This is a genomic window from Bacteroidota bacterium, assembly GCA_040388375.1.
Classification (GTDB): Bacteria; Bacteroidota; Bacteroidia; order UKL13-3; family UKL13-3; genus JAAFJM01.
Window position 1 is genome coordinate 436,697 of the sequence record JAZKBU010000004.1, and the last position, 18,870, is coordinate 455,566.

The following is an 18,870-nucleotide window of genomic DNA, read 5'->3' on the forward strand; positions in this document are numbered from 1 at the left end:
TATTTATTATAAAGCTTGAACAGTAAAATCGTAGCTTTCCATAATTAGGTTGGCTAATAATTTTTTACATGCAGTATCAACCATTTCTTTAGCTTCAGTTTCATTAGCTGCTTCCAATTCTAAAGTAATATGTTTACCAATTCTAACATTGTTTATGTTGGGTAAACCAATATTGGTCATAGAACCTGTAACGGCTTTTCCTTGTGGATCTAATAAAGCCTTGTGCGGCATAATGTTTATGTCTGCGGTGTATTTCATTTTTTATTGTTTTGAAAATTATTATAAATTGAAAATAGAATGTAAAGTATAATACTAATGTTTACTCCTAAAAATCCGAATGCAAATAAACTAATCAAACAGCATATTAAAAACACATAACGCAATTGATTTGCCTGCCAGCTGAAACTTTTAAACTTTAATGCAAATAATGGTAGTTCAGCTACCAATAAATAAGCACTGATGAAAGGAAATACAGCCAAGAAAACCGGGTTTTCAAAAAAGGTGCCTAAGCCCCAGTTGTTTTGTGCAATAACAAATGGAATAGCAGCTATAAACAATGAATTAGCAGGCGTAGGTACCCCTATAAATGAATCAGTTTGGCGGGTATCAATATTAAATTTAGCCAAGCGGATAGCTGAAAATACAGGAATAATAAAAGGCAGATAGGACAAAATATTGAAATGAGTAAAATCAATAGGTATATTGGTTATTTTATAAAAAATAAAACCCGGAGCCAGGCCGAAACTAATGCAATCGGCCAACGAGTCCAACTGCTTGCCCATTTCCGAGCCTACTTTTAGTGCCCGGGCTACAAAACCGTCAAAAAAATCCAAAATAGCAGCAGCACCAATAAAGTAAGCGGCTAACTCCAAATCGTTGTTAACTAAACTGGCTATAATTGATAAAGCACCAAACAGTAAGTTAAAGGAAGTGAGTGCATTTGGAATATGTTTTTTCATAGATAGGAAGGGTAAAAACTTTTGCAAAGTATTGGTTAATTCATAATTTGACAAAATGAAGATAATAATAAGTTGCTTATTTAGGATAGGTTTATACTTTTGAAGACTAAATTTCAAATGTTTAATGAAAAAAATTGCGGTTTTAATTTTTACAATAATGCTTGTTTTGGCTTCAACGGCTCAAAACAGGGTTACCTTAACGCAAAATGGTAAAACATTAAAGTTTGCAGCAAAACCAAATGCCCAGTTCGAAAACCTGAACGGAATGATTAATTTGAGCATAATTGGTAACAATACCAGTGTAATTGAATTAAACAATATTGAGGAAAGCCAGTTTGCCTGTGGAAAAAGGTTAAAAGAAGAGACTATAAAAATAACCTATATAGATTCAAAAAATAATAGAACATATACTTCCGTAGGAAATGTTCAGGTATCCATTTCGTGTACAGGCATTGCCCGTCAATACATCGTTATTTTTTTAGGCAAAATAAAAAACGGACGATCAACCATCAATATTTCAGCATCATTAACAGTAAAATCAAAACCCAAAGAATACGTTAAAACATTTTAAAATAATCAATCCATATATGTATAAAAAGTTACTCCAGGCATCTCTCGCTTTATTTTTGTTTACAGAAATAAATGCACAACATAGCAATATAAAAATACCACACAGAAGTTTATTAGAAGCTAAAAACGGGCAAGAATTACAAGCCATTTATGCGGAAAATGTAAAAGCAGAATTGGCTTATGCAAGAGATGTATTAGGCTTGTCAACAGAACCACAATTATTAGCAGATGGAACTATTAAACAGTTGGTAGGTGTTTCTAAAAATGGAATACCTTTATATAACAAAACAAACAATGCAGGTGCAGCACAAACCATAGGCACCAATAGCTTATATCCGGGCGGAAGTTTGGGTTTAAGCCTTACAGGCAGTGGCATGACCAACCGCCTTGCCGTTTGGGATGGCGGTGGTGTACGAACAACCCATCAGGAGTTTCAGGGAAGAGCTACACAAATGGACTCTCCATCACCAACTTTAAGCGACCATGCTACACACGTGGCAGGAACAATGGTTGCGGGTGGTGTGCAAGCCAATGCAAAAGGAATGTCGTTTCAGGCACCTTTAAAATGTTATGATTGGAATAGTGATAATTCAGAAATGAGTGGAGCTGCAGGATTAGGCTTATTAATCTCTAATCACAGTTATGGAAATATAGTAGGTTGGAATTTTGATGAATCAGAAAATGTTTGGAAATGGTATGGTAATATTTCAGCAAGTACAACTGAAGATGCCAACTTTGGGCAATATGATGACAGGGCACAAACTTGGGATCAGTTGGTTTACGACAATCCATTTTACTTACCCTTTAAAGCAGCAGGTAACGATAGAGGTGATTATCCTTCAGGTTCTACTCCAAAACAATTTTTTAACGTCAATACAGGTTCATGGGAAGAATTTGGCAGTACTATTCCTGCGGCAGATGGTCCGTATGATTGTATAGCTACTTATGGCAATGCTAAAAATATACTTACAGTAGGGGCAGTTAATAAAATTACCAATGGTTGGTCAAGTGCCAGCTCAGTAGTAATGAGTAGCTTTAGCGGTTGGGGCCCAACAGATGATGGTCGTATAAAACCGGATGTATGTGCGGCAGGTGTAAATTTAACTTCAAGCTTTTCTAATTCAAATACGGCTTACAGTACCATTAGCGGAACCTCTATGGCAACACCTAGTGCTAGTGGGTCAGCATTGTTAATACAACAACATTTTAATAATTTGAAAAGCCGTTTTTTACGTGCTTCCACATTAAAAGGCCTTATTATACATACAGCCGATGAAGCAGGTACCAACGCTGGTCCTGATTATAGCTATGGTTGGGGTTTAATGAATACAGCAAAAGCTGTTCAGGCAATAACCGATAGCGGAACAAATAATATTATAGAATCACAATTGAATTTCAACAGTTCAACCCCTTATAGCAAAACAGTTGTTTCCAATGGATCAGCACCACTAAAAGTAACATTGTGCTGGACAGACAGACCGGGTAATCCCGCTTCAGGAGCTGTGGATGAAGGGACCAAAAAATTAGTTAACGATTTAGATGTTAGGTTAACCAGATTAAACGATAACACCGTTTATTATCCATATATATTAAATCCGGCTACACCCAATGCTGCTGCAACTACGGGCGACAATACAAGAGACAATGTAGAGCAAATATTTATAAATGCACCAAGTGCAGGAACCTATGTTGTTACTGTTTCTTACAAAGGTTCATTAGCAGCAAATGTTAACCAGACTTTTTCATTAGTAATTAGCGGTATTAACCCTAAACCGGCTGCTAACTTTACAGCTAATAAACAAAATATTTGTGTGGGTGCCCAAGTAACCTATACCAATGCATCAGTAGGAGGTTCTTCAGTTACCTGGTATTTCCCGGGTGGCACACCTTCAACTTCTACAGCAACCAATCCGGTAGTTACCTATGCTACAGCCGGACAATATGCAGCAGCTATTAAAGTAGTTGGCTTAAGTGGAGTTGATTCTATTTATAAAGTAAATTTTGTTAAAGTAGGTGGAGCTACGTTGCCTTTTATGGAAACTTTTGAGCCAACATCAAGCACACTTGGTTTATGGACAGTTAATAATCCTGATGCGGATTCAACCTGGAGACTTTGGGATAATACAGTAGGAACATCACCGGGCAGTTTTGTGGCAGGCTTAAACAATTACGATAATCCAACTGCCGGTACAAGAGACGATTTATTTAGCCCCGTTCTTGATTTAAGAGGTATGGAAAATGCCAACCTTACATTCCAACATGCTTATACCAGATATTTTACCAGCGATAGAGATTCTTTAATTGTAAGCATAAGTACCAACTGCGGAAGTACCTGGACAAGATTGGTTGGTTTAACAGAAACACGCCCGAATGCAGGTGCAAGATTGGCTACTTATACCGGGCCGGGTAATGCTGCACAAACAGCTAATTCATTCTTTATTCCAACTAAGGCCGCTGATTGGTGTAGCAGCGATGCAAACAGTACACCATGTACCAATATTAACCTAACACCATTTGTTGGATTGAACAATGTAATGATTCGTTTCAACGCTTATTACTCAGGAGGAAACAATATTTTTATAGACAATGTAAATGTTACAGGTACGCCATTTAAACCCAAAGCAGGTTTTACCGTACCAGCCACCGTATGTTCAGGACAACCTTTTAGCTTAACCGATACCACTATCAATAATCCTTTAACTTGGGAATGGACTGTAACCGGCCCAACTAATCAAACATTTACCGGAAAAACACCCGTTTTTAATTTTACACAAACAGGTTTTTACAATGTTAAGTTAAAAGCTACCAACAGTTCAGGTGCCGATAGTATAACCGTTAATAATGCTTTTGAGGTTAAACAAGTACCTACAAGCCCTGTAGCCAATTTAACAGGTAGTTTAGCTATTTGCGATGGAGATTCTTCTTTATTGGTAACTTCAGGTACTAACTTACAATGGTATAGAGATAGTATAGCCTTATCAGGCGCAAATGGATTAAATTTAGTAGTAAAAGATGGTGGGCGTTATGCAGTAAGAACGATGGCCGCCAATGGTTGTGCTGCTCAATCAAATATGTATACATTTACAACGGGCGTAAAACCTCCGGTTGCAGTTGTTAGTAAAAGTTTAGCAGGCAATGTTTTTTGCGATGGTGGAGCCTTTACTTTAACATCTACTGCTACTGCCAATAACCAATGGGTAAGAAACGGAGTAGATTTATCAGGCCAAACCGCTACAACCCTTAACTATAACGATTCGGGTACCTTTGTTGTTAAAGTATTTAACGGAGCTTGTTTCTCAACCTCGTTACCTGTTACAATTAATAAGTTAACCCGCCCTGTTACCAGCGAAATAACTCCTGCCAAGCAACCTGCTTATAAAGGCGACACCATTGTTTATAGTGTTACAGGCACAATAGGTTCAACCTTTAACTGGACCGTTTCAGGTGGAACTATTTTAAACGGAAACCTGACAGATGCTATTAATGTAAAATGGAGTACAACAGCCACCAATGGGACGGTAAATGTTACTGAAAAAGGAACAAACCAATGTAATGGATTACAAAAAACATTAGCCGTAAGCCTGTTAAACACCGGGGTGAAAAATATAGATGCCGCTAACCAGTTTGTTATTTATCCTAACCCAACATCAAACCAGTTAAATATAAAATGGAATGGTGCAGATGCTAAAAATGTAAAAGTTAGTTTGTTTGATATATTGGGTAAAAACGTAGCCAATTATCAATTTAATTTTATAGCTAACGATGAACAAACAATAGATGTATCAGGTCTTTCTAAAGGTATTTATTTCTTGAAAATTGATGGTTTAAATCATTCATCAAACAAGCGATTCACTAAAGACTAAACAGTTATTTTTGTATTCAATATTAAAAGCTATCATACTTTAAATAGTATGGTAGCTTTTATTGTAATGATGTGGAATCATCCCGATAAACTTGAAGAAAGAATTAAAATTATTTACGGAATTAACAGCTAAACAAATTGTACAAAAACAACAGTTTGTAATGGCATTAGAAAGGTTTATTCCTGCACCGGCAGTTGAGTATTGTGCAGAGCTAATTATTTACCATAACCTCCATTTGCATATAGAAAAAGAACGCAAAACAAAGTATGGAGATTATAGCCCGCATGATGGAAAAGGGAACAGGATAAGTATTAATTACAATTTAAGTAAATTCGATTTCTTAGTTACTTTTATTCATGAGCTGTCGCACCATACTGCTTACGTTAAATTTGGTTCAAACCATGACCCTCACGGTGCAGAATGGAAAAAAGAATTTCAAAAAAATATGATTCCCTTTTTTGAAGCAGACGATATTTTTCCATACGATTTAAAAGCGGCATTGGCTAAACACATGCGTAACCCTAAATATACCCATTCGTCAGATGTAAACCTGCTACAGGCACTTAAAAAGTATGATGGGCGTAAAGTAAATGTTAAAGTATTGGCAGATATACCCGTAGGTAGTTCTTTTAGAATGAAAGGACATCCGGATGTTTTAAAAAAAATAGAAAAATTACGTACCTACGTTCTTTGCGAATCATCAAACGGGAAAAAATACCGGGTACATGCCATGGTGGAAGTCACTATTATTGAAAATTAAATAGACTGGCAGAAACAAAAAGGATAAAATAGTTGTTCAGTTTTTATAAAGCAACTATGTTTGTAGTTGTATTTTATATTTAAAAATATCAGAATAAGATGATTACAGTTAGCGAAAAAGCAAAAAAACGTATACAGGAATTAATAGTTGAGCAAAATTATACGCCATCACATTTTTTAAGAGTAGCCGTTGAAAGCGGTGGATGCTCAGGTCTTTCCTATAAACTTGATTTTGACAATGAATTAAAACCAGGTGATGAAAAATTTGGAGATAATGGCGTAGAAGTAGTTACAGATAAACGCAGTGTTTTGTATTTATTTGGTACTGAGCTTGATTTTACAGACGGTTTAAATGGAAAAGGCTTTACTTTTATTAATCCAAATGCTTCACGTACATGTAGTTGTGGAGAAAGTTTTTCAGTCTAAACATTTTTTTTGTGGATTGTTTGATTTTTAAATCAAACAATTATATTTGCAGCCCTTTATTGAGTAAAATAGATTCAGTAAAATTTAAAACGATTAAATAAATAAAAGATGGCTAATCATAAATCAGCGATTAAACGCAATAGAAGTAATGCTGCAAAACGCTTACGTAACCGTTACCAAGCTAAAAGTACCCGTACTGCTATAAAAGAACTTCGCACTTCAGAAGACAAAGGTGCTGCTTCTGAGTTATACAAAAAAGTTGCAAGTATGTTAGACAAATTGGCTAAACGCAGCATTATTCACAAAAATAAAGCGGCTAACCAAAAATCTAAATTAGCTAAATTAGTTAACAAGATTGGAACTGCTCCTAAAAAAGCAACAAAAACTACTAAGAAAAAAGCAGCATAATTTAGCTGTTAGTTTATTATAATATTGAAAGCTTGTTCATTTAAGAAAATGGACAGGCTTTTTTTGTTTGCTCTTTTCAAATGTTTATGTTGCAACTAAGATATTGAACAGATGAAATCAAGTTTAGACAGAAAAAATAGCATTAAGTATTGGGCCGAAGATGACAGGCCAAGAGAAAAGTTTTTAGCAAAAGGAAAGCAAAGTTTAAGTAATTCAGAATTATTAGCCATATTAATAGGTACTGGTGCTAAAGACCAGAGTGCTGTTGATTTAGCACGTAATATTTTAGCTTTAACCAAAGACAATATAAATGAATTAGCCAAGCTTGATATAAATAGCCTGACCAAAGTAAAAGGTATAGGTGAAGCAAAAGCTATTATAATAGCGGCTGCACTGGAGCTGGGTCGTAGAAGAAAAGATGAAGATGCCAAGCAGGTTGAGATTATTAAAGGTTCCCGCGACATATTCAATTATTTTGAACCCCTGTTAACCGACTTACCTCACGAAGAGTTTTGGATTTTATTATTAGCCCGAAACAATAAAGTAATCTGTAGAAAAAGAATAAGCGAAGGCGGTTTAACAGGAACCGTTGTAGATGCGCGTATTATATTTAAACATGCCATTGAAAATTTAGCGAGTAGCATTATTCTATGTCATAATCATCCCTCAGGAAATTTAAAGCCAAGTAGTACTGATATTCAAATTACCAAAAATTTGGTGAATGGAGCCAAATTCCTTGATTTATCAGTAATAGACCACTTAATTATCGGGCAAAACGGCTACTACAGTTTTGCTGATAAAGATATAATTTAAACCTTTTGGGTAATTTACTATCATACCTGCAAAATAGAGCAATCACTATTTGAAAGTAGAGACTGAAGACAATGAGTTAATAGCCTTGTTTGCACAAGCAAATAAAAAAAATGAGGCTTTTGAATTGATATTAAGAAAATATCAGAAGCAAACTTATTGGCATATACGGAGGATAGTAATAGACCACGATGATGCGGATGATATTTTGCAAAACACCTTTATTAAGGTGTGGGAGAATTTAGCAAAGTTTAGAGAAGATAGTAAGCTATATACTTGGATTTATAGGATTGCCACGAATGAAGCTTTACAGTTTTTGCAAAAAAAGAAACAAAACCTAAATACAAAGTTTGATGATGTGGCCAATGAACTAACTGAAAAATTAAGTGCAGGTGCTTATTTTAATGGCAACCAAATTGAATTAAAATTACAGCAGGCTATATTGACACTTCCTGAAAAGCAACGAATAGTTTTCAATATGAAATACTATGATGATTTAAAATACGAAGAAATGCAGCAAGTACTCAATACCAGTGTTGGGGCGCTTAAAGCTTCATATCATCATGCGGTAAAAAAAATTGAAGAATATTTAAAAAAGCAATTAAACCAAAGTTAAAAAAAGCTATCTATCAGAGTAATACAAATGAAAGAGCAAGATCAACATATAGATGATTCGTTTATTAGAAAGCTACCTGTTAGTGGAGGATTTGAAGTGCCGGATGGGTACTTTAATCAATCGGCTGATAGATTGCTTCATACAATCAATGATGATTTAGCAGTTGGTAAAGAAGGAGGCTACACAGTACCTGATGGTTATTTTGAACAAACAACGCAACAAATTTTACAAAAAGTAAAAGTTGTTGAGCCTAAAAAAATATACTTATGGAGTTGGAGTAATGTTGCAAAGGTGGCAGCAGTATTTATAGCCATTGTTGGAATTACTTTTTTTATTGTAATTAAAAACAAATCAGCACAAACCTTAAGCGACAAATTGAATAAAGTAAGCCAGGATGAGTTGATAGATTACCTGGCTACTAACGATGTGAAAATAGAATGGATTAGTGAGGTTAACTATACGCAGACAAAAGAAAGCACACCTGCAAATACAAAAGAAATTGAACAGTACTTGATTGACCATGCAGACGAGCAGGTATTATTAGAAGAACTATAAAAAGTAAAAATTATGAAACGTATATTATTTATAAGCTTAATTGTCGGGTTGACACTACTGGCTAAGGCGCAGAATGGAGAAAGGCTGGAAACCATGAAAATAGGATTTATAACAGAACGTTTAAATCTTACATCAGAAGAAGCTAAAGTGTTTTGGCCTGTTTATAATAAATTTACAGACGAACTTAAAAAGCTGCGCCAAACCACAAAGGGTAAAATAAGCGAAGAAATGGCTGATATGACAACTATGACTGATACTGAAGCAGAAAAAGTTTTAAATGATATGGTCAATTTTAAAATGAACGAAGCAGAATTAATAAAGAAATATGCGCAAGAGTTTAAAAAAGTATTGCCCATAAAAAAAGTAGTATTACTGTTTAAAGCCGAAAATGATTTTAAACGAGAATTACTGAAAAAGCTCTCACAGCGTAAGCGAGACTAGTTTTTATTTCATTTATTTTTATAAGGAAAGTCATTCATTTATTTGAATGACTTTTTTTTATTGCGTTATCAATAAACTTATTATGTCAAAACACCTTAAGTAAAATATGGTACAATTATTACTAATTAAACTTCAATATTTTTTTGGTAAAACAAAAAGTGTAACATTTGTATTAAATAAGATAACTAAATACCACAATGAAAGTAGAACAACTATATACCAATTGCCTTGCTCAGGCAGCCTATTATATTGAGAGCGAAGGAGAAATAGCCATTATTGATCCTTTGCGCGATTACCAGATGTATATTGATAAAGCCAATAGCAATGGCGCTAAAATTAAATATATTTTTGAAACACATTTTCATGCCGATTTTGTAAGCGGACACATAGATTTAGCCAATAAAACAGGAGCTACCATCGTTTATGGCCCCACAACAACTACCTCATACAAAGTACATGTAGCCAATGACAATGAAATACTTAGTTTAGGTAAGTTAAAAATTAAAGTATTACATACACCCGGCCATACATTAGAGTCGAGCAGTTATTTGTTAATAGACGAAAACGGAAAAGACTACTGTGTTTTTACAGGTGATACCTTGTTTGTGGGTGATGTTGGCCGACCTGATTTATTAGATGGCATCATAACCAAAGAAGAGTTAGCAGCTAAAATGTTTAATTCACTCAATACCAAAATAAAAACATTAGCTGATGACGTAATTGTTTATCCTGCGCATGGTCCCGGTTCAGCTTGTGGTAAAAACATAGGTAAAGAAACCTTTAGCACTATTGGCGAGCAAAAACGCAGTAACTATGCTTTACAGCCAATGAGTGAGGCCGATTTTATTAAAGCAGTAACAGAAGGTATAACACCGGCACCGGCTTATTTTTTCAAAGATGCCCAACTGAACAAACAAGGTTATGCAAGTTTTGAAGATATAATTGACAAAGGCTACAAACCTTTAACAGTTAGCCAATTTCAACAGGAAATGGAAGAAGGGGCTGTGGTTGTTGATACACGTGTAGCCGATTTTTACGAATTAGGTTGTATTCCCAAATCGTTAAACTTTGGTTTAAACGGACAGTATGCAATTTGGGCTGCTACCCTGCTTGATATTCATGAGCCAATAATAATTGTAGCAAAATCAGAAACAGAAAAAGAATCTATTGAGCGATTAACACGTGTAGGTTTTGATAATATTAAGGGATATTTAGAAGGCGGTTTTGATGCATGGAGAGAGGCAGATAAAAGGTATGATATGGTTATTAGCATTTCTTCAGAAGAATTGGTTTTAGATAATTTGCATAACCCCGGTGCTGTTATATTAGATGTACGTAAACCAACCGAGTTTGCAGATGGCCATTTAGCCAATGTTATAAACTTACCATTGGCTGATATAAATACCAAAGCCGAAGAGTTAGACAAAAATAAAGAAACCTTGGTTCATTGTGCCGGTGGTTATAGAAGTATGGTAGCTGCCACTATATTAAAAAGAAAAGGTTTTACCAATGTGAAAAATGTTTGGGGAGGCTGGGCACAAATAAAATTAGAAGAAAAAGCCAATATTGTAGTAGACAACGCAACTGCAAAATAGTAAAACTAAAATGGTTAAATGCCTCATTAACATTGAAATTTGATCAATAAAAATAGTTTAAAAAAGGCGAAAAAAAATAGTTATTTGCAAGAGTAATTCTTAGGCATAAATTTTTAATAAAAAGAGGGCTTATTATTGCAACATAGATTAGTTTTTAGTTAAACAAAATTTAATGGAAAAAAGTAAAAATAATTACGCCATAATTATGGCGGGTGGCGTTGGAAGTAGATTTTGGCCAGCAAGCAGAGGAACATATCCAAAACAATTTTTAGATATATTAGGTACAGGTAAAACACTCTTACAACAGACTTACGATAGATTTTTAAAAGCATTTTTACCAGAGAATATTTTTATAGTAACCAATATTGCTTATTTACCTTTGGTTAAGCAACAGTTACCCAATATGCCGGAGGATAGAATTTTGGGTGAACCAACGGCAAAAAATACCGCTGCCTGCATTGCTTATGCAAGTGCTAAAATACACAAGTTAAATACCCACGCTGCTTGTATTGTAGCTCCCAGCGACCATTTAATACTAGATGAAGCCAAGTTTTTAAACTATGTAGAATTGGGTTTAAACTATGCACACAAAAATCCTTCTTTGGTTACTTTAGGCATCAGGCCAAGTAGACCTGATACAGGTTATGGTTACATACAATATATTGACGAAGACAATAGCAACAGGGATATTTTTAAAGTAAAAACATTCACAGAAAAACCCTCGTTTGAAATTGCACAAACCTTTATAGAAAGTGGCGATTTTTTATGGAATGCAGGTATTTTTATCTGGTCTATATCATCAATAAAAAAAGCATTTAAGCAACATTTAAGCGAGCAGTACGATATTTTCGAGAATGCTTCACATAGTTTATTTACTGAAAATGAAGCTGAAACCATCAGAGTTTTTTACGAACAATGCCGCAGCATTAGTATTGACTATGGTATTATGGAAAAGGCAGAAAATGTGTATGTAATACCCAGTGAATTTGGCTGGAGCGATTTAGGTACCTGGACTTCATTGTATGAAATATCAAGTAAAGATGAATCGCAAAATGCAGTAAAAGGTAAAAACGTATTTTTATACAATGTGGAAGGCTGTTTGGTGAACAAATCAGAGAGCTTAAATGGAAAAATAATTGCCCTTAAATCAGTTAAAGATTTAATAGTAGTAGATACGCCAGATGTTTTACTGATATGCGATAAAAGCCAAGAGCAGGAAGTAAAACAGATTGCTACCGATATTAAAATAAAATTCAATGAAAAATATACTTAAGGTATATGTTATTGAATATTTATGGAGAGCACCTAAGACAAAGTTTTAGGTGCTCTTTTATTTTGTATAAACTCAACCACCTTATTATAGTAAAAGGCAATTACAGTAGCTAAAGCCAAAAATACAGGAAGGTGCAAAATGTTTATGGTTATACCCAAAGACTGAAGTACAAGTCCATACATACACAATACCCAAATATGGCTTAGGTATAAAGCAAAAGAGTAATTACCTAAACCAATAAAAAACTGCTTGATGGATGGAATATATTTTTGAAAGATTTGAAAAGCAATTACCACCAAGGAAGTAAACAAAATAAGTGAAGGTATTTCGTTTAATATTTGTCCCGTTCTGCCTAAATATTTAACCAATAAAAATACAGTTGGTACACATACAATAGTGGCAAGAATGGCTTGCCATAAAGGTAAACGCCAAAATTCAAAGTTTTTTGTTTTGTACAATTCAGCAGCAACCATACCCAACGCAAATTCCCATAAAAACTGCGGAAACTCCCTTGACCATGCCTTGTGGTAGAAAAGATTATTGACATCTAAAAAGTACCAATAAGCAAAACTGGTAGTGAAGCATAAAACAAGGAACCAAATGCTACCCAATTTTTTCAATAAAAAGACCAATACAGGGAAAACAATATAAAACTGAATAATAGTGCCAATAAACCAAAAGTGATCGCCAAAGCTGGCATTTAAATCGCCATTGCCGGTAAAGTCGAACATTTTGTATAAAAACACATTGCTTAACCATTCCCTTACCCCTTGGTTAAGGTATATATGCCAAATATAGTTAGATAAAAAAATGAGTGTAACAGTAATAGCAAAGGGAGTGTATACTTTAAAGAATCTGCGTTTAAAAAAGCTGAAAGCATCGGTTGGTTTTGAAAGACTTAAACCAAATCCGCTTAAAAATAAAAACAAATGAATACCACTGCCACCAACGGCAAAAAACATATTCATGCCACTTGGAATTTCAGCATTGCTAATAAATTGGCCAAAATGAAAAAAGGCAATGGCAAAAATGCTTATACCTTTTGCAAAGTCAATAAATTCAAGTTTTTTCATAGGCACATTCACATTACTTAATTTGGTAACTAGCTATTTTTTTTGCTTTTAACCAAGGATATATAGCCGTAATTAAACCCAATACAAAAATGGTTATAAAAACAATAATGGCATCGGTAGCGGCAAATGCAATGGGGTAAGCTTGTGTTGATTCAGCACTTATTTTTATGAAGCCAAAAGTTTGTTGTACAAACGAAATAACAGCCCCTAAAATAATGCCTATAATACCGCCTACGCAGGCTATAAATAAACTTTGCCAGGCAAATATATTGGCAATACTGTTGGCATTAAAACCCATGCTGTGCAATATTTTAATTTCCCTTTCCTTTTCCATTACCAGCATAAACAAAGTACCTACCGTATTAAATATAGCTATCACTAAAATGAACAGAATAATAATATAACTGATTAGCTTTTCTGTTTTTACTAATTTATAAAAAGCCTCCCGTTGCTCAAACCTGTTTTTAACAATAAATTGAGGTCCCATTAAAGCCGATAGCTTTGCCTTTACCTGTGTTATAGAAGCATCGGGTTTTAGTTTTATTTCTATAGCACTAATTTGATTTTCCTTTTCCAATAAAGCATTTAAAAAGCGGAGCGGAACCAATATAAATTTGTTGTCAATTTCAGGTTGAATAGCAAATATGCCCGTGGGTATAACCAACTCCCTGTTAAAAGCATTTTCGGGGTTAATAAAATTAACTTCGCCCTTTTTAGGTGCATAAATGCTTAAAAAATCAAACTGATTATCTGGGTCAATACCCAATTGATAAGCCAGACCTTCGCCACATAAAGCAAAGTTAGTATCTCCGCTTTGTATAAGCGCAACCCCCTTTTCAATACACGTATCAATATGCGCTACCTTTAAATAATTTTCGTCAACTGCTTTGGCGGTGGCAATACCTGTTTTGTTGCTGTATTTTAACAGTACATTTTCCTCTAAAACCTTGCTGTAAGTTGCAATGCCGTCTATTTGCTGTATGCTGTTAAAAGGAATGGCATTGGCAGAAAACGTTTTGGTATTTAAAGCCGTTACTTGTAATTGCGCATCAAAATTACTGTACATATTGGCAAACAAATTTTCAAAGCCATTAAATACAGAAAGAATAATAATCAGCGCACAAGTGCCCACCACATAACCTAACAGACTAATGCTGGAAATAACAGTAATGGCATTGTAAGAGCCACTTTTCTTTTTAGAGAAAAAGTATTTTCTGGCTATATTAAATGGTAAGTTCAAATGGTGGTATTGAGCAACAATTATACTGTTTAATCGCTAAAAAATATAAGCAAACAATAGTGTTTTGTTAATACAATAAATTCATACCTGCAAAAAACAAAACCTGTAAACCATAGAGCCAAGGTGCTACTTTGTTTTGCAATGGCAACTCGAGTTGATGGTATACAAACATAAATGCAAAAGCAAAAATATACCAAGCCGTATAATTTTGCAGTGGAACAACACTACTTTTCCAATACCAAAAATCTAGCTGCGGTGCTATGGACTCAATTAAAATATCAATGCAAACCATTAAAAATGCACTGAATGCTATTTGTATAATTGGATTGATGTCCGGTTTTTTTAAAATGTTTTTGAAAAATAATGCAGCTACATGCATAGAAATATAACACAAAATAAGCCAGTTTAATCCAATAATTACAGGCACATCAGCCAGCTTAAAGCCAAGACTATTGCCATAAAAATACTGACCCAAAATGCGTCCGGTGCTTATACCTAAAAGTTCTAGAATGTATCCTGCTTGAAAAACACCAATAGCCCAAATCCAAAACAAAGCATTTTTGGGTTGATGAAAATAAAAAAGGACAGCCGCACTGATGATTAAGAGAAAAGGTGTAAGCGGTAATAAATTCCAGTGTAAAATGGTTGAACCAACTAAGTGAAGGGTATATAAAACAGCAAGAAATATAATGGCAATGGTTTCTTTTCTCATATTGGATAATAAGCCCAAAGGTAAGTTTGGATTTTATTTATTTTTAAAAAACAAAAATTAGCTTTTTCTATTCTTTCACTTCCTATATTTTTTAGTAATTTGCACCCATGTTTAATGAACCCGAAATAACAAAATTAGAAGACCTAGGAGAGTTTGGATTAATTAAACAATTAACACAACACATTGAATTAAAGAACAATACTTTAAAAGGTGTGGGTGATGATGCAGCGGTTATTAATCCAACCAAAGATAAAGTTACTTTGGTTTCAACCGATATGCTTTTAGAAGGCATTCATTTTGATTTGAGTTATTTCCCCTTAAAACATTTGGGTTATAAAACGGTAAGCGTAAATGTAAGCGATATTTATGCGATGAACGGAACGCCAAAACAAATAACTATTTCTTTAGGCATTAGCAGTAAATTTAGTGTAGAGGCTATTCAGGAAATTTATGATGGAATAGCAGTAGCCTGCGAAAAATATAAAATTGATTTAGTGGGTGGCGACACCACTTCCAGCAAACAGGGTTTGGTTATTAGCGCAACCGTAATTGGCGAAGCTAACCCCAACGATGTAACATACAGAAACGGGGCAAAAGAGTTTGATTTGGTTTGTGTAACAGGCGATTTAGGCGGTGCTTATGCAGGATTTCAATTGTTAGAGCGAGAAAAACGGGTATTTATTGATAATCCGCAGGTGCAACCTGATTTGGCCGGACACGATTATATATTGGAACGCCAGTTAAAACCGGAAGCTAGGAAAGACATTATTGATATGTTCAAGGCCATGGAAATTGTACCCACATCTATGATTGATGTGAGCGATGGATTGGCTTCAGAGTTATTTCATATTGCCGACCAGTCGAAAGTAGGTATTACGGTTTATGAAGATAAAATTCCAATTGACGCGACTACTTACAATATGGCACGCGAGCTGGATTTAGATCCGACTTTAACAGCTTTGAGTGGTGGCGAAGATTATGAATTGCTTTTTACCATTAAACAAAGCGATTACAGTAAACTAGAAAACCATCCTGACTTTACTGTAATAGGGCATATTACCAAAGCAGAAGAAGGGGTGCATATGATAAGTAAAGGCGGACAAAAACACGAGCTGAAAGCACAAGGCTGGAAAGCATTTTAAAATAAAATAAACACAGGCTAGCAGCCATCCCGATAGCTATCGGGAGCCAGCGGCCAAAAGCAAAATATATGAAAATAGGAGTATTAATTTTTCCGGGAAGTAATTGCGATAAAGATGCAATTTGGGCATTTAAAAATATGTTTGGCCAGGAGGTAGTAGAGCTTTGGCATAAAGATACTGATTTACAAAACGTAGATTTAGTGTTTTTACCCGGTGGCTTTAGCTACGGAGATTATTTACGCAGTGGCGCTATTGCCCGTTTTTCTCCTATTATGCAAAGTGTAATAGAGTTTGCCAATAATGGCGGTTTGGTTTGGGGTGTTTGTAATGGTTTTCAAATTTTATGCGAAAGCGGTTTATTACCGGGTGCTTTGTTGCACAACGACCACCAAAAGTTTAACTGTAAAAATGTATTTATAAAAGCCGAAACCAATAAAAGCAAAATTACAGGTCAGGCTGTAATTGGAAAAGGTTTGAAAATTCCTATTGCACACGGTGAAGGACGTTTTTATTGTAACGATGAAACTTTGCAAGAATTAAAAAACAACGACCAGGTATTGTTCAGGTATTGCGATGAAAATGGAAACATTACCACTGAAAGTAATCCAAACGGAGCCTTAGATAATATTGCCGGAATTTGCAATAAAAACCGCAATGTATTTGGTATGATGCCGCATCCGGAACGTGTTGTTGACAGCGATGTTTACAATACTGACGGACGTATGTTGTTTGAAAGCCTGTTGACTTTGGTAGCACAATAGTGCTATAGAAGCTTCACCTTATATTTAGCCGCCATTTTTTCCAGTTGTTCTTCCGAAACACCATGCACATTTTTATGGGTGTGGTACTTTTCAACAGTTAATACGTAAATGGCGTAATTGTATTTTTTTGCTATTTTAAAGTAAGGTTCCATTTCCCAGTCAAGGGTAAAGGTATTATCTACAAAAATTTTTTCCGTTGCTTGTTGGGCTGCTTCTGCTGTTAATTGTTCGCATTGCTTATAAGCCAAATGGTTTTGGCTATAGTCAAAATTATATTCTCCTTTGCTATTCGTAAAATAACTATCAATACTAAAAACAGGGTATTTGCCTTGTTCAGCTAAAATACCGGCTAATGATGATTTGCCTGAGCCCGGTAAACCTCTTAATAAAATGAGCGTTTTGTTTTCCAATGGATAGCGTACTGTTTATTAATGACCCGGTTCAATTATTTTTTCCATTTCGGCAGCAGCCCATTTGGTTAAAGTACTTATTTGTTCGGCACTTAATTCCGTTTCCTTATGTATCATCGTATACGAACTCAAAGGCATTTCATGCTCTTCCACTTCTTCCATTATTTCTTTCAATTTATGTTTTTTACGTTTGGCTGAATAGGTATTGAATACAGAAAAGTTTAATTCCTCTTTTCCTTCATCAACATGGTGCTGCATCCATAAACCAATAGGTTGTATATTAGTATACCAAGGGTAATTGGTATGGTTACTATGGCAATCGTAACACGAGGTTTGTAGTATGGTATTTATTTCTGCGGGTGTTTGAATGGATAAGCTATCTCCATTTACAGGTGTTTCACCCAGATTTCTGGCAGGCCTTACAAACTGAAGAATAACAAAAGCACCTATAAGGATGAGTGCGAATTTGAAAAGGAGTTTATTTCTCATAAGTGAACAAATATGAAACAATAATAGCTAAATATTGTAACCAAATAGTTAATTCAAGGAGGTTTTAGTGCGTATAAATATGTGTAAAACAAATGGGGATATTTGCTCAATTATTATTTAATTGCACAAAAAAACATATGAAAATAATAGTACCAATGGCCGGCATGGGTAAGCGCATGAGGCCACATACACTAACTACTCCAAAACCGTTAGTACCTGTTGCAGGTAAACCCATTGTTCAAAAACTGATTGAAGACTTAGAAAAAGTTTGCGGTAAAGGCATTGAAGAAGTGGCTTTTATTATAGGGCCAAGCTTTGGTAAAGCAGTTGAAAAAGATTTAATAGCTGTAGCAGAAAAACTAGGTGCAAAAGGCAGTATTTATTATCAGCACGAAGCCTTGGGTACTGCCCATGCTATTATGTGTGCAAAGGAAAGTTTAGATGGTAATGTACTGGTAGTATTTGCCGATACTTTATTTAAAGCTGATTTTGTATTGGACAGAAGCAAAGAAGGAATTATATGGGTTCAGAAAGTAGAAGACCCTCGTCCGTTTGGTGTAGTAAAAGTAAACGACAAAAACGTAATAACTGATTTTGTAGAAAAGCCTGAGCATTTTGTATCTGACTTGGCTATCATTGGTATTTATTACTTTAAAGATGGTGCTTATTTACGATCTGAATTACAGTATTTATTAGATAACAATGTTACTGACAAAGGCGAATACCAATTAACCAATGCTTTGGAAAACATGAAAGCAAAAGGTACTC

At 34.9% G+C, this 18,870-nt stretch carries 21 protein-coding genes; 14 read left to right on the plus strand and 7 right to left on the minus strand.

Translation table 11 applies throughout. The features are described from left to right. Positions 1 to 6: 6 nt before the first annotated feature. On the minus strand, positions 7 to 258 hold the full coding sequence (purS, locus tag V4538_07600; protein ID MES2380890.1) for a phosphoribosylformylglycinamidine synthase subunit PurS: 252 nt from the start codon (positions 256 to 258) through the stop codon (positions 7 to 9). Beyond that, positions 255 to 959 carry a CDP-diacylglycerol--serine O-phosphatidyltransferase gene (gene pssA / locus V4538_07605; protein MES2380891.1) on the minus strand — a complete coding sequence of 235 codons (705 nt, stop codon included), beginning with the start codon at positions 957 to 959 and terminating at the stop codon, positions 255 to 257. Before pssA ends, purS begins: the two co-directional genes overlap by 4 nt. Before the next feature lie 124 nt (positions 960 to 1,083). Here pssA and V4538_07610 point away from each other — a divergent pair, with 124 nt between their 5' ends. The 11 genes from V4538_07610 to V4538_07660 all read left to right on the plus strand — a co-directional run bounded on the left by V4538_07610 (position 1,084) and on the right by V4538_07660 (position 12,275). Next, on the plus strand, positions 1,084 to 1,530 hold the full coding sequence (locus tag V4538_07610) for a hypothetical protein (GenBank protein ID MES2380892.1): 447 nt from the start codon (positions 1,084 to 1,086) through the stop codon (positions 1,528 to 1,530). A 16-nt stretch (positions 1,531 to 1,546) separates the two neighbouring features. Then, positions 1,547 to 5,392 (plus strand): S8 family serine peptidase, encoded by a 3,846-nt coding sequence (locus tag V4538_07615; protein MES2380893.1) that lies wholly within the window; start codon positions 1,547 to 1,549, stop codon positions 5,390 to 5,392. 91 nt (positions 5,393 to 5,483) lie between these two features. Beyond that, positions 5,484 to 6,152 carry a SprT-like domain-containing protein gene (locus tag V4538_07620; GenBank protein ID MES2380894.1) on the plus strand — a complete coding sequence of 223 codons (669 nt, stop codon included), beginning with the start codon at positions 5,484 to 5,486 and terminating at the stop codon, positions 6,150 to 6,152. A 98-nt stretch (positions 6,153 to 6,250) separates the two neighbouring features. Further along, on the plus strand, positions 6,251 to 6,577 hold the full coding sequence (locus V4538_07625; protein ID MES2380895.1) for an iron-sulfur cluster assembly accessory protein: 327 nt from the start codon (positions 6,251 to 6,253) through the stop codon (positions 6,575 to 6,577). A gap of 108 nt (positions 6,578 to 6,685) precedes the next feature. Then, positions 6,686 to 6,985 carry a 30S ribosomal protein S20 gene (gene rpsT / locus V4538_07630; GenBank protein ID MES2380896.1) on the plus strand — a complete coding sequence of 100 codons (300 nt, stop codon included), beginning with the start codon at positions 6,686 to 6,688 and terminating at the stop codon, positions 6,983 to 6,985. Positions 6,986 to 7,096: 111 nt separating this feature from the next. Continuing rightward, a complete protein-coding gene (gene radC / locus V4538_07635) occupies positions 7,097 to 7,798 on the plus strand; it encodes a DNA repair protein RadC (GenBank protein MES2380897.1) in 702 nt (233 codons plus the stop codon). A gap of 49 nt (positions 7,799 to 7,847) precedes the next feature. Further along, a complete protein-coding gene (locus tag V4538_07640) occupies positions 7,848 to 8,411 on the plus strand; it encodes an RNA polymerase sigma factor (protein ID MES2380898.1) in 564 nt (187 codons plus the stop codon). 27 nt (positions 8,412 to 8,438) lie between these two features. Continuing rightward, entirely contained in the window at positions 8,439 to 8,966 is a 528-nt protein-coding gene (locus tag V4538_07645) for a hypothetical protein (GenBank protein MES2380899.1), read from the plus strand. A 12-nt stretch (positions 8,967 to 8,978) separates the two neighbouring features. After that, positions 8,979 to 9,407 (plus strand): hypothetical protein, encoded by a 429-nt coding sequence (locus V4538_07650; GenBank protein MES2380900.1) that lies wholly within the window; start codon positions 8,979 to 8,981, stop codon positions 9,405 to 9,407. 197 nt (positions 9,408 to 9,604) lie between these two features. After that, a complete protein-coding gene (locus V4538_07655) occupies positions 9,605 to 11,002 on the plus strand; it encodes an MBL fold metallo-hydrolase (protein MES2380901.1) in 1,398 nt (465 codons plus the stop codon). A 172-nt stretch (positions 11,003 to 11,174) separates the two neighbouring features. Further along, positions 11,175 to 12,275 carry a mannose-1-phosphate guanylyltransferase gene (locus V4538_07660; GenBank protein ID MES2380902.1) on the plus strand — a complete coding sequence of 367 codons (1,101 nt, stop codon included), beginning with the start codon at positions 11,175 to 11,177 and terminating at the stop codon, positions 12,273 to 12,275. A 32-nt stretch (positions 12,276 to 12,307) separates the two neighbouring features. Here V4538_07660 and V4538_07665 read toward each other — a convergent pair whose 3' ends face one another. The 3 genes from V4538_07665 to V4538_07675 all read right to left on the minus strand — a co-directional run bounded on the left by V4538_07665 (position 12,308) and on the right by V4538_07675 (position 15,300). Further along, positions 12,308 to 13,348, minus strand: coding sequence for an acyltransferase (locus V4538_07665; protein MES2380903.1), 1,041 nt, complete (start codon positions 13,346 to 13,348; stop codon positions 12,308 to 12,310). A 13-nt stretch (positions 13,349 to 13,361) separates the two neighbouring features. Continuing rightward, the gene (locus V4538_07670; protein ID MES2380904.1) at positions 13,362 to 14,588 is read right to left on the minus strand and encodes an FtsX-like permease family protein; all 1,227 of its coding nucleotides are present in this window, start codon (positions 14,586 to 14,588) and stop codon (positions 13,362 to 13,364) included. A 67-nt stretch (positions 14,589 to 14,655) separates the two neighbouring features. Further along, positions 14,656 to 15,300 carry a carotenoid biosynthesis protein gene (locus tag V4538_07675; GenBank protein ID MES2380905.1) on the minus strand — a complete coding sequence of 215 codons (645 nt, stop codon included), beginning with the start codon at positions 15,298 to 15,300 and terminating at the stop codon, positions 14,656 to 14,658. A gap of 107 nt (positions 15,301 to 15,407) precedes the next feature. On the opposite strand from V4538_07675, the gene thiL reads away from it, so the two are divergent. Both thiL and purQ read left to right on the plus strand, forming a co-directional pair. Next, positions 15,408 to 16,442, plus strand: a complete 1,035-nt coding sequence (thiL, locus tag V4538_07680; protein MES2380906.1) for a thiamine-phosphate kinase — start codon at positions 15,408 to 15,410, stop codon at positions 16,440 to 16,442. 68 nt (positions 16,443 to 16,510) lie between these two features. Then, complete coding sequence (purQ, locus tag V4538_07685; protein MES2380907.1) at positions 16,511 to 17,203, plus strand: phosphoribosylformylglycinamidine synthase subunit PurQ; 693 nt, start codon at positions 16,511 to 16,513, stop codon at positions 17,201 to 17,203. Positions 17,204 to 17,205: 2 nt separating this feature from the next. Here purQ and V4538_07690 read toward each other — a convergent pair whose 3' ends face one another. Then, on the minus strand, positions 17,206 to 17,613 hold the full coding sequence (locus tag V4538_07690) for an AAA family ATPase (protein MES2380908.1): 408 nt from the start codon (positions 17,611 to 17,613) through the stop codon (positions 17,206 to 17,208). Between the two features lie 18 nt (positions 17,614 to 17,631). After that, entirely contained in the window at positions 17,632 to 18,102 is a 471-nt protein-coding gene (locus V4538_07695; GenBank protein MES2380909.1) for a heme-binding domain-containing protein, read from the minus strand. A gap of 137 nt (positions 18,103 to 18,239) precedes the next feature. Here V4538_07695 and V4538_07700 point away from each other — a divergent pair. Continuing rightward, positions 18,240 to 18,870: nucleotidyltransferase family protein (locus tag V4538_07700; protein ID MES2380910.1), on the plus strand; the 631-nt coding region annotated here is incomplete at its 3' end.

Bases quoted from the DNA above. Each gene is read 5' to 3' on its own strand.
- purS (MES2380890.1), bottom strand. From the start codon at position 258: ATGAAATACACCGCAGACATAAACATTATGCCGCACAAGGCTTTATTA.
- pssA (MES2380891.1), bottom strand. From the start codon at position 959: ATGAAAAAACATATTCCAAATGCACTCACTTCCTTTAACTTACTGTTT.
- V4538_07610 (MES2380892.1), top strand. From the start codon at position 1,084: ATGAAAAAAATTGCGGTTTTAATTTTTACAATAATGCTTGTTTTGGCT.
- V4538_07615 (MES2380893.1), top strand. From the start codon at position 1,547: ATGTATAAAAAGTTACTCCAGGCATCTCTCGCTTTATTTTTGTTTACA.
- V4538_07625 (MES2380895.1), top strand. From the start codon at position 6,251: ATGATTACAGTTAGCGAAAAAGCAAAAAAACGTATACAGGAATTAATA.
- rpsT (MES2380896.1), top strand. From the start codon at position 6,686: ATGGCTAATCATAAATCAGCGATTAAACGCAATAGAAGTAATGCTGCA.
- radC (MES2380897.1), top strand. From the start codon at position 7,097: ATGAAATCAAGTTTAGACAGAAAAAATAGCATTAAGTATTGGGCCGAA.
- V4538_07645 (MES2380899.1), top strand. From the start codon at position 8,439: ATGAAAGAGCAAGATCAACATATAGATGATTCGTTTATTAGAAAGCTA.
- V4538_07650 (MES2380900.1), top strand. From the start codon at position 8,979: ATGAAACGTATATTATTTATAAGCTTAATTGTCGGGTTGACACTACTG.
- V4538_07655 (MES2380901.1), top strand. From the start codon at position 9,605: ATGAAAGTAGAACAACTATATACCAATTGCCTTGCTCAGGCAGCCTAT.
- V4538_07660 (MES2380902.1), top strand. From the start codon at position 11,175: ATGGAAAAAAGTAAAAATAATTACGCCATAATTATGGCGGGTGGCGTT.
- V4538_07665 (MES2380903.1), bottom strand. From the start codon at position 13,348: ATGAAAAAACTTGAATTTATTGACTTTGCAAAAGGTATAAGCATTTTT.
- V4538_07675 (MES2380905.1), bottom strand. From the start codon at position 15,300: ATGAGAAAAGAAACCATTGCCATTATATTTCTTGCTGTTTTATATACC.
- thiL (MES2380906.1), top strand. From the start codon at position 15,408: ATGTTTAATGAACCCGAAATAACAAAATTAGAAGACCTAGGAGAGTTT.
- purQ (MES2380907.1), top strand. From the start codon at position 16,511: ATGAAAATAGGAGTATTAATTTTTCCGGGAAGTAATTGCGATAAAGAT.
- V4538_07695 (MES2380909.1), bottom strand. From the start codon at position 18,102: ATGAGAAATAAACTCCTTTTCAAATTCGCACTCATCCTTATAGGTGCT.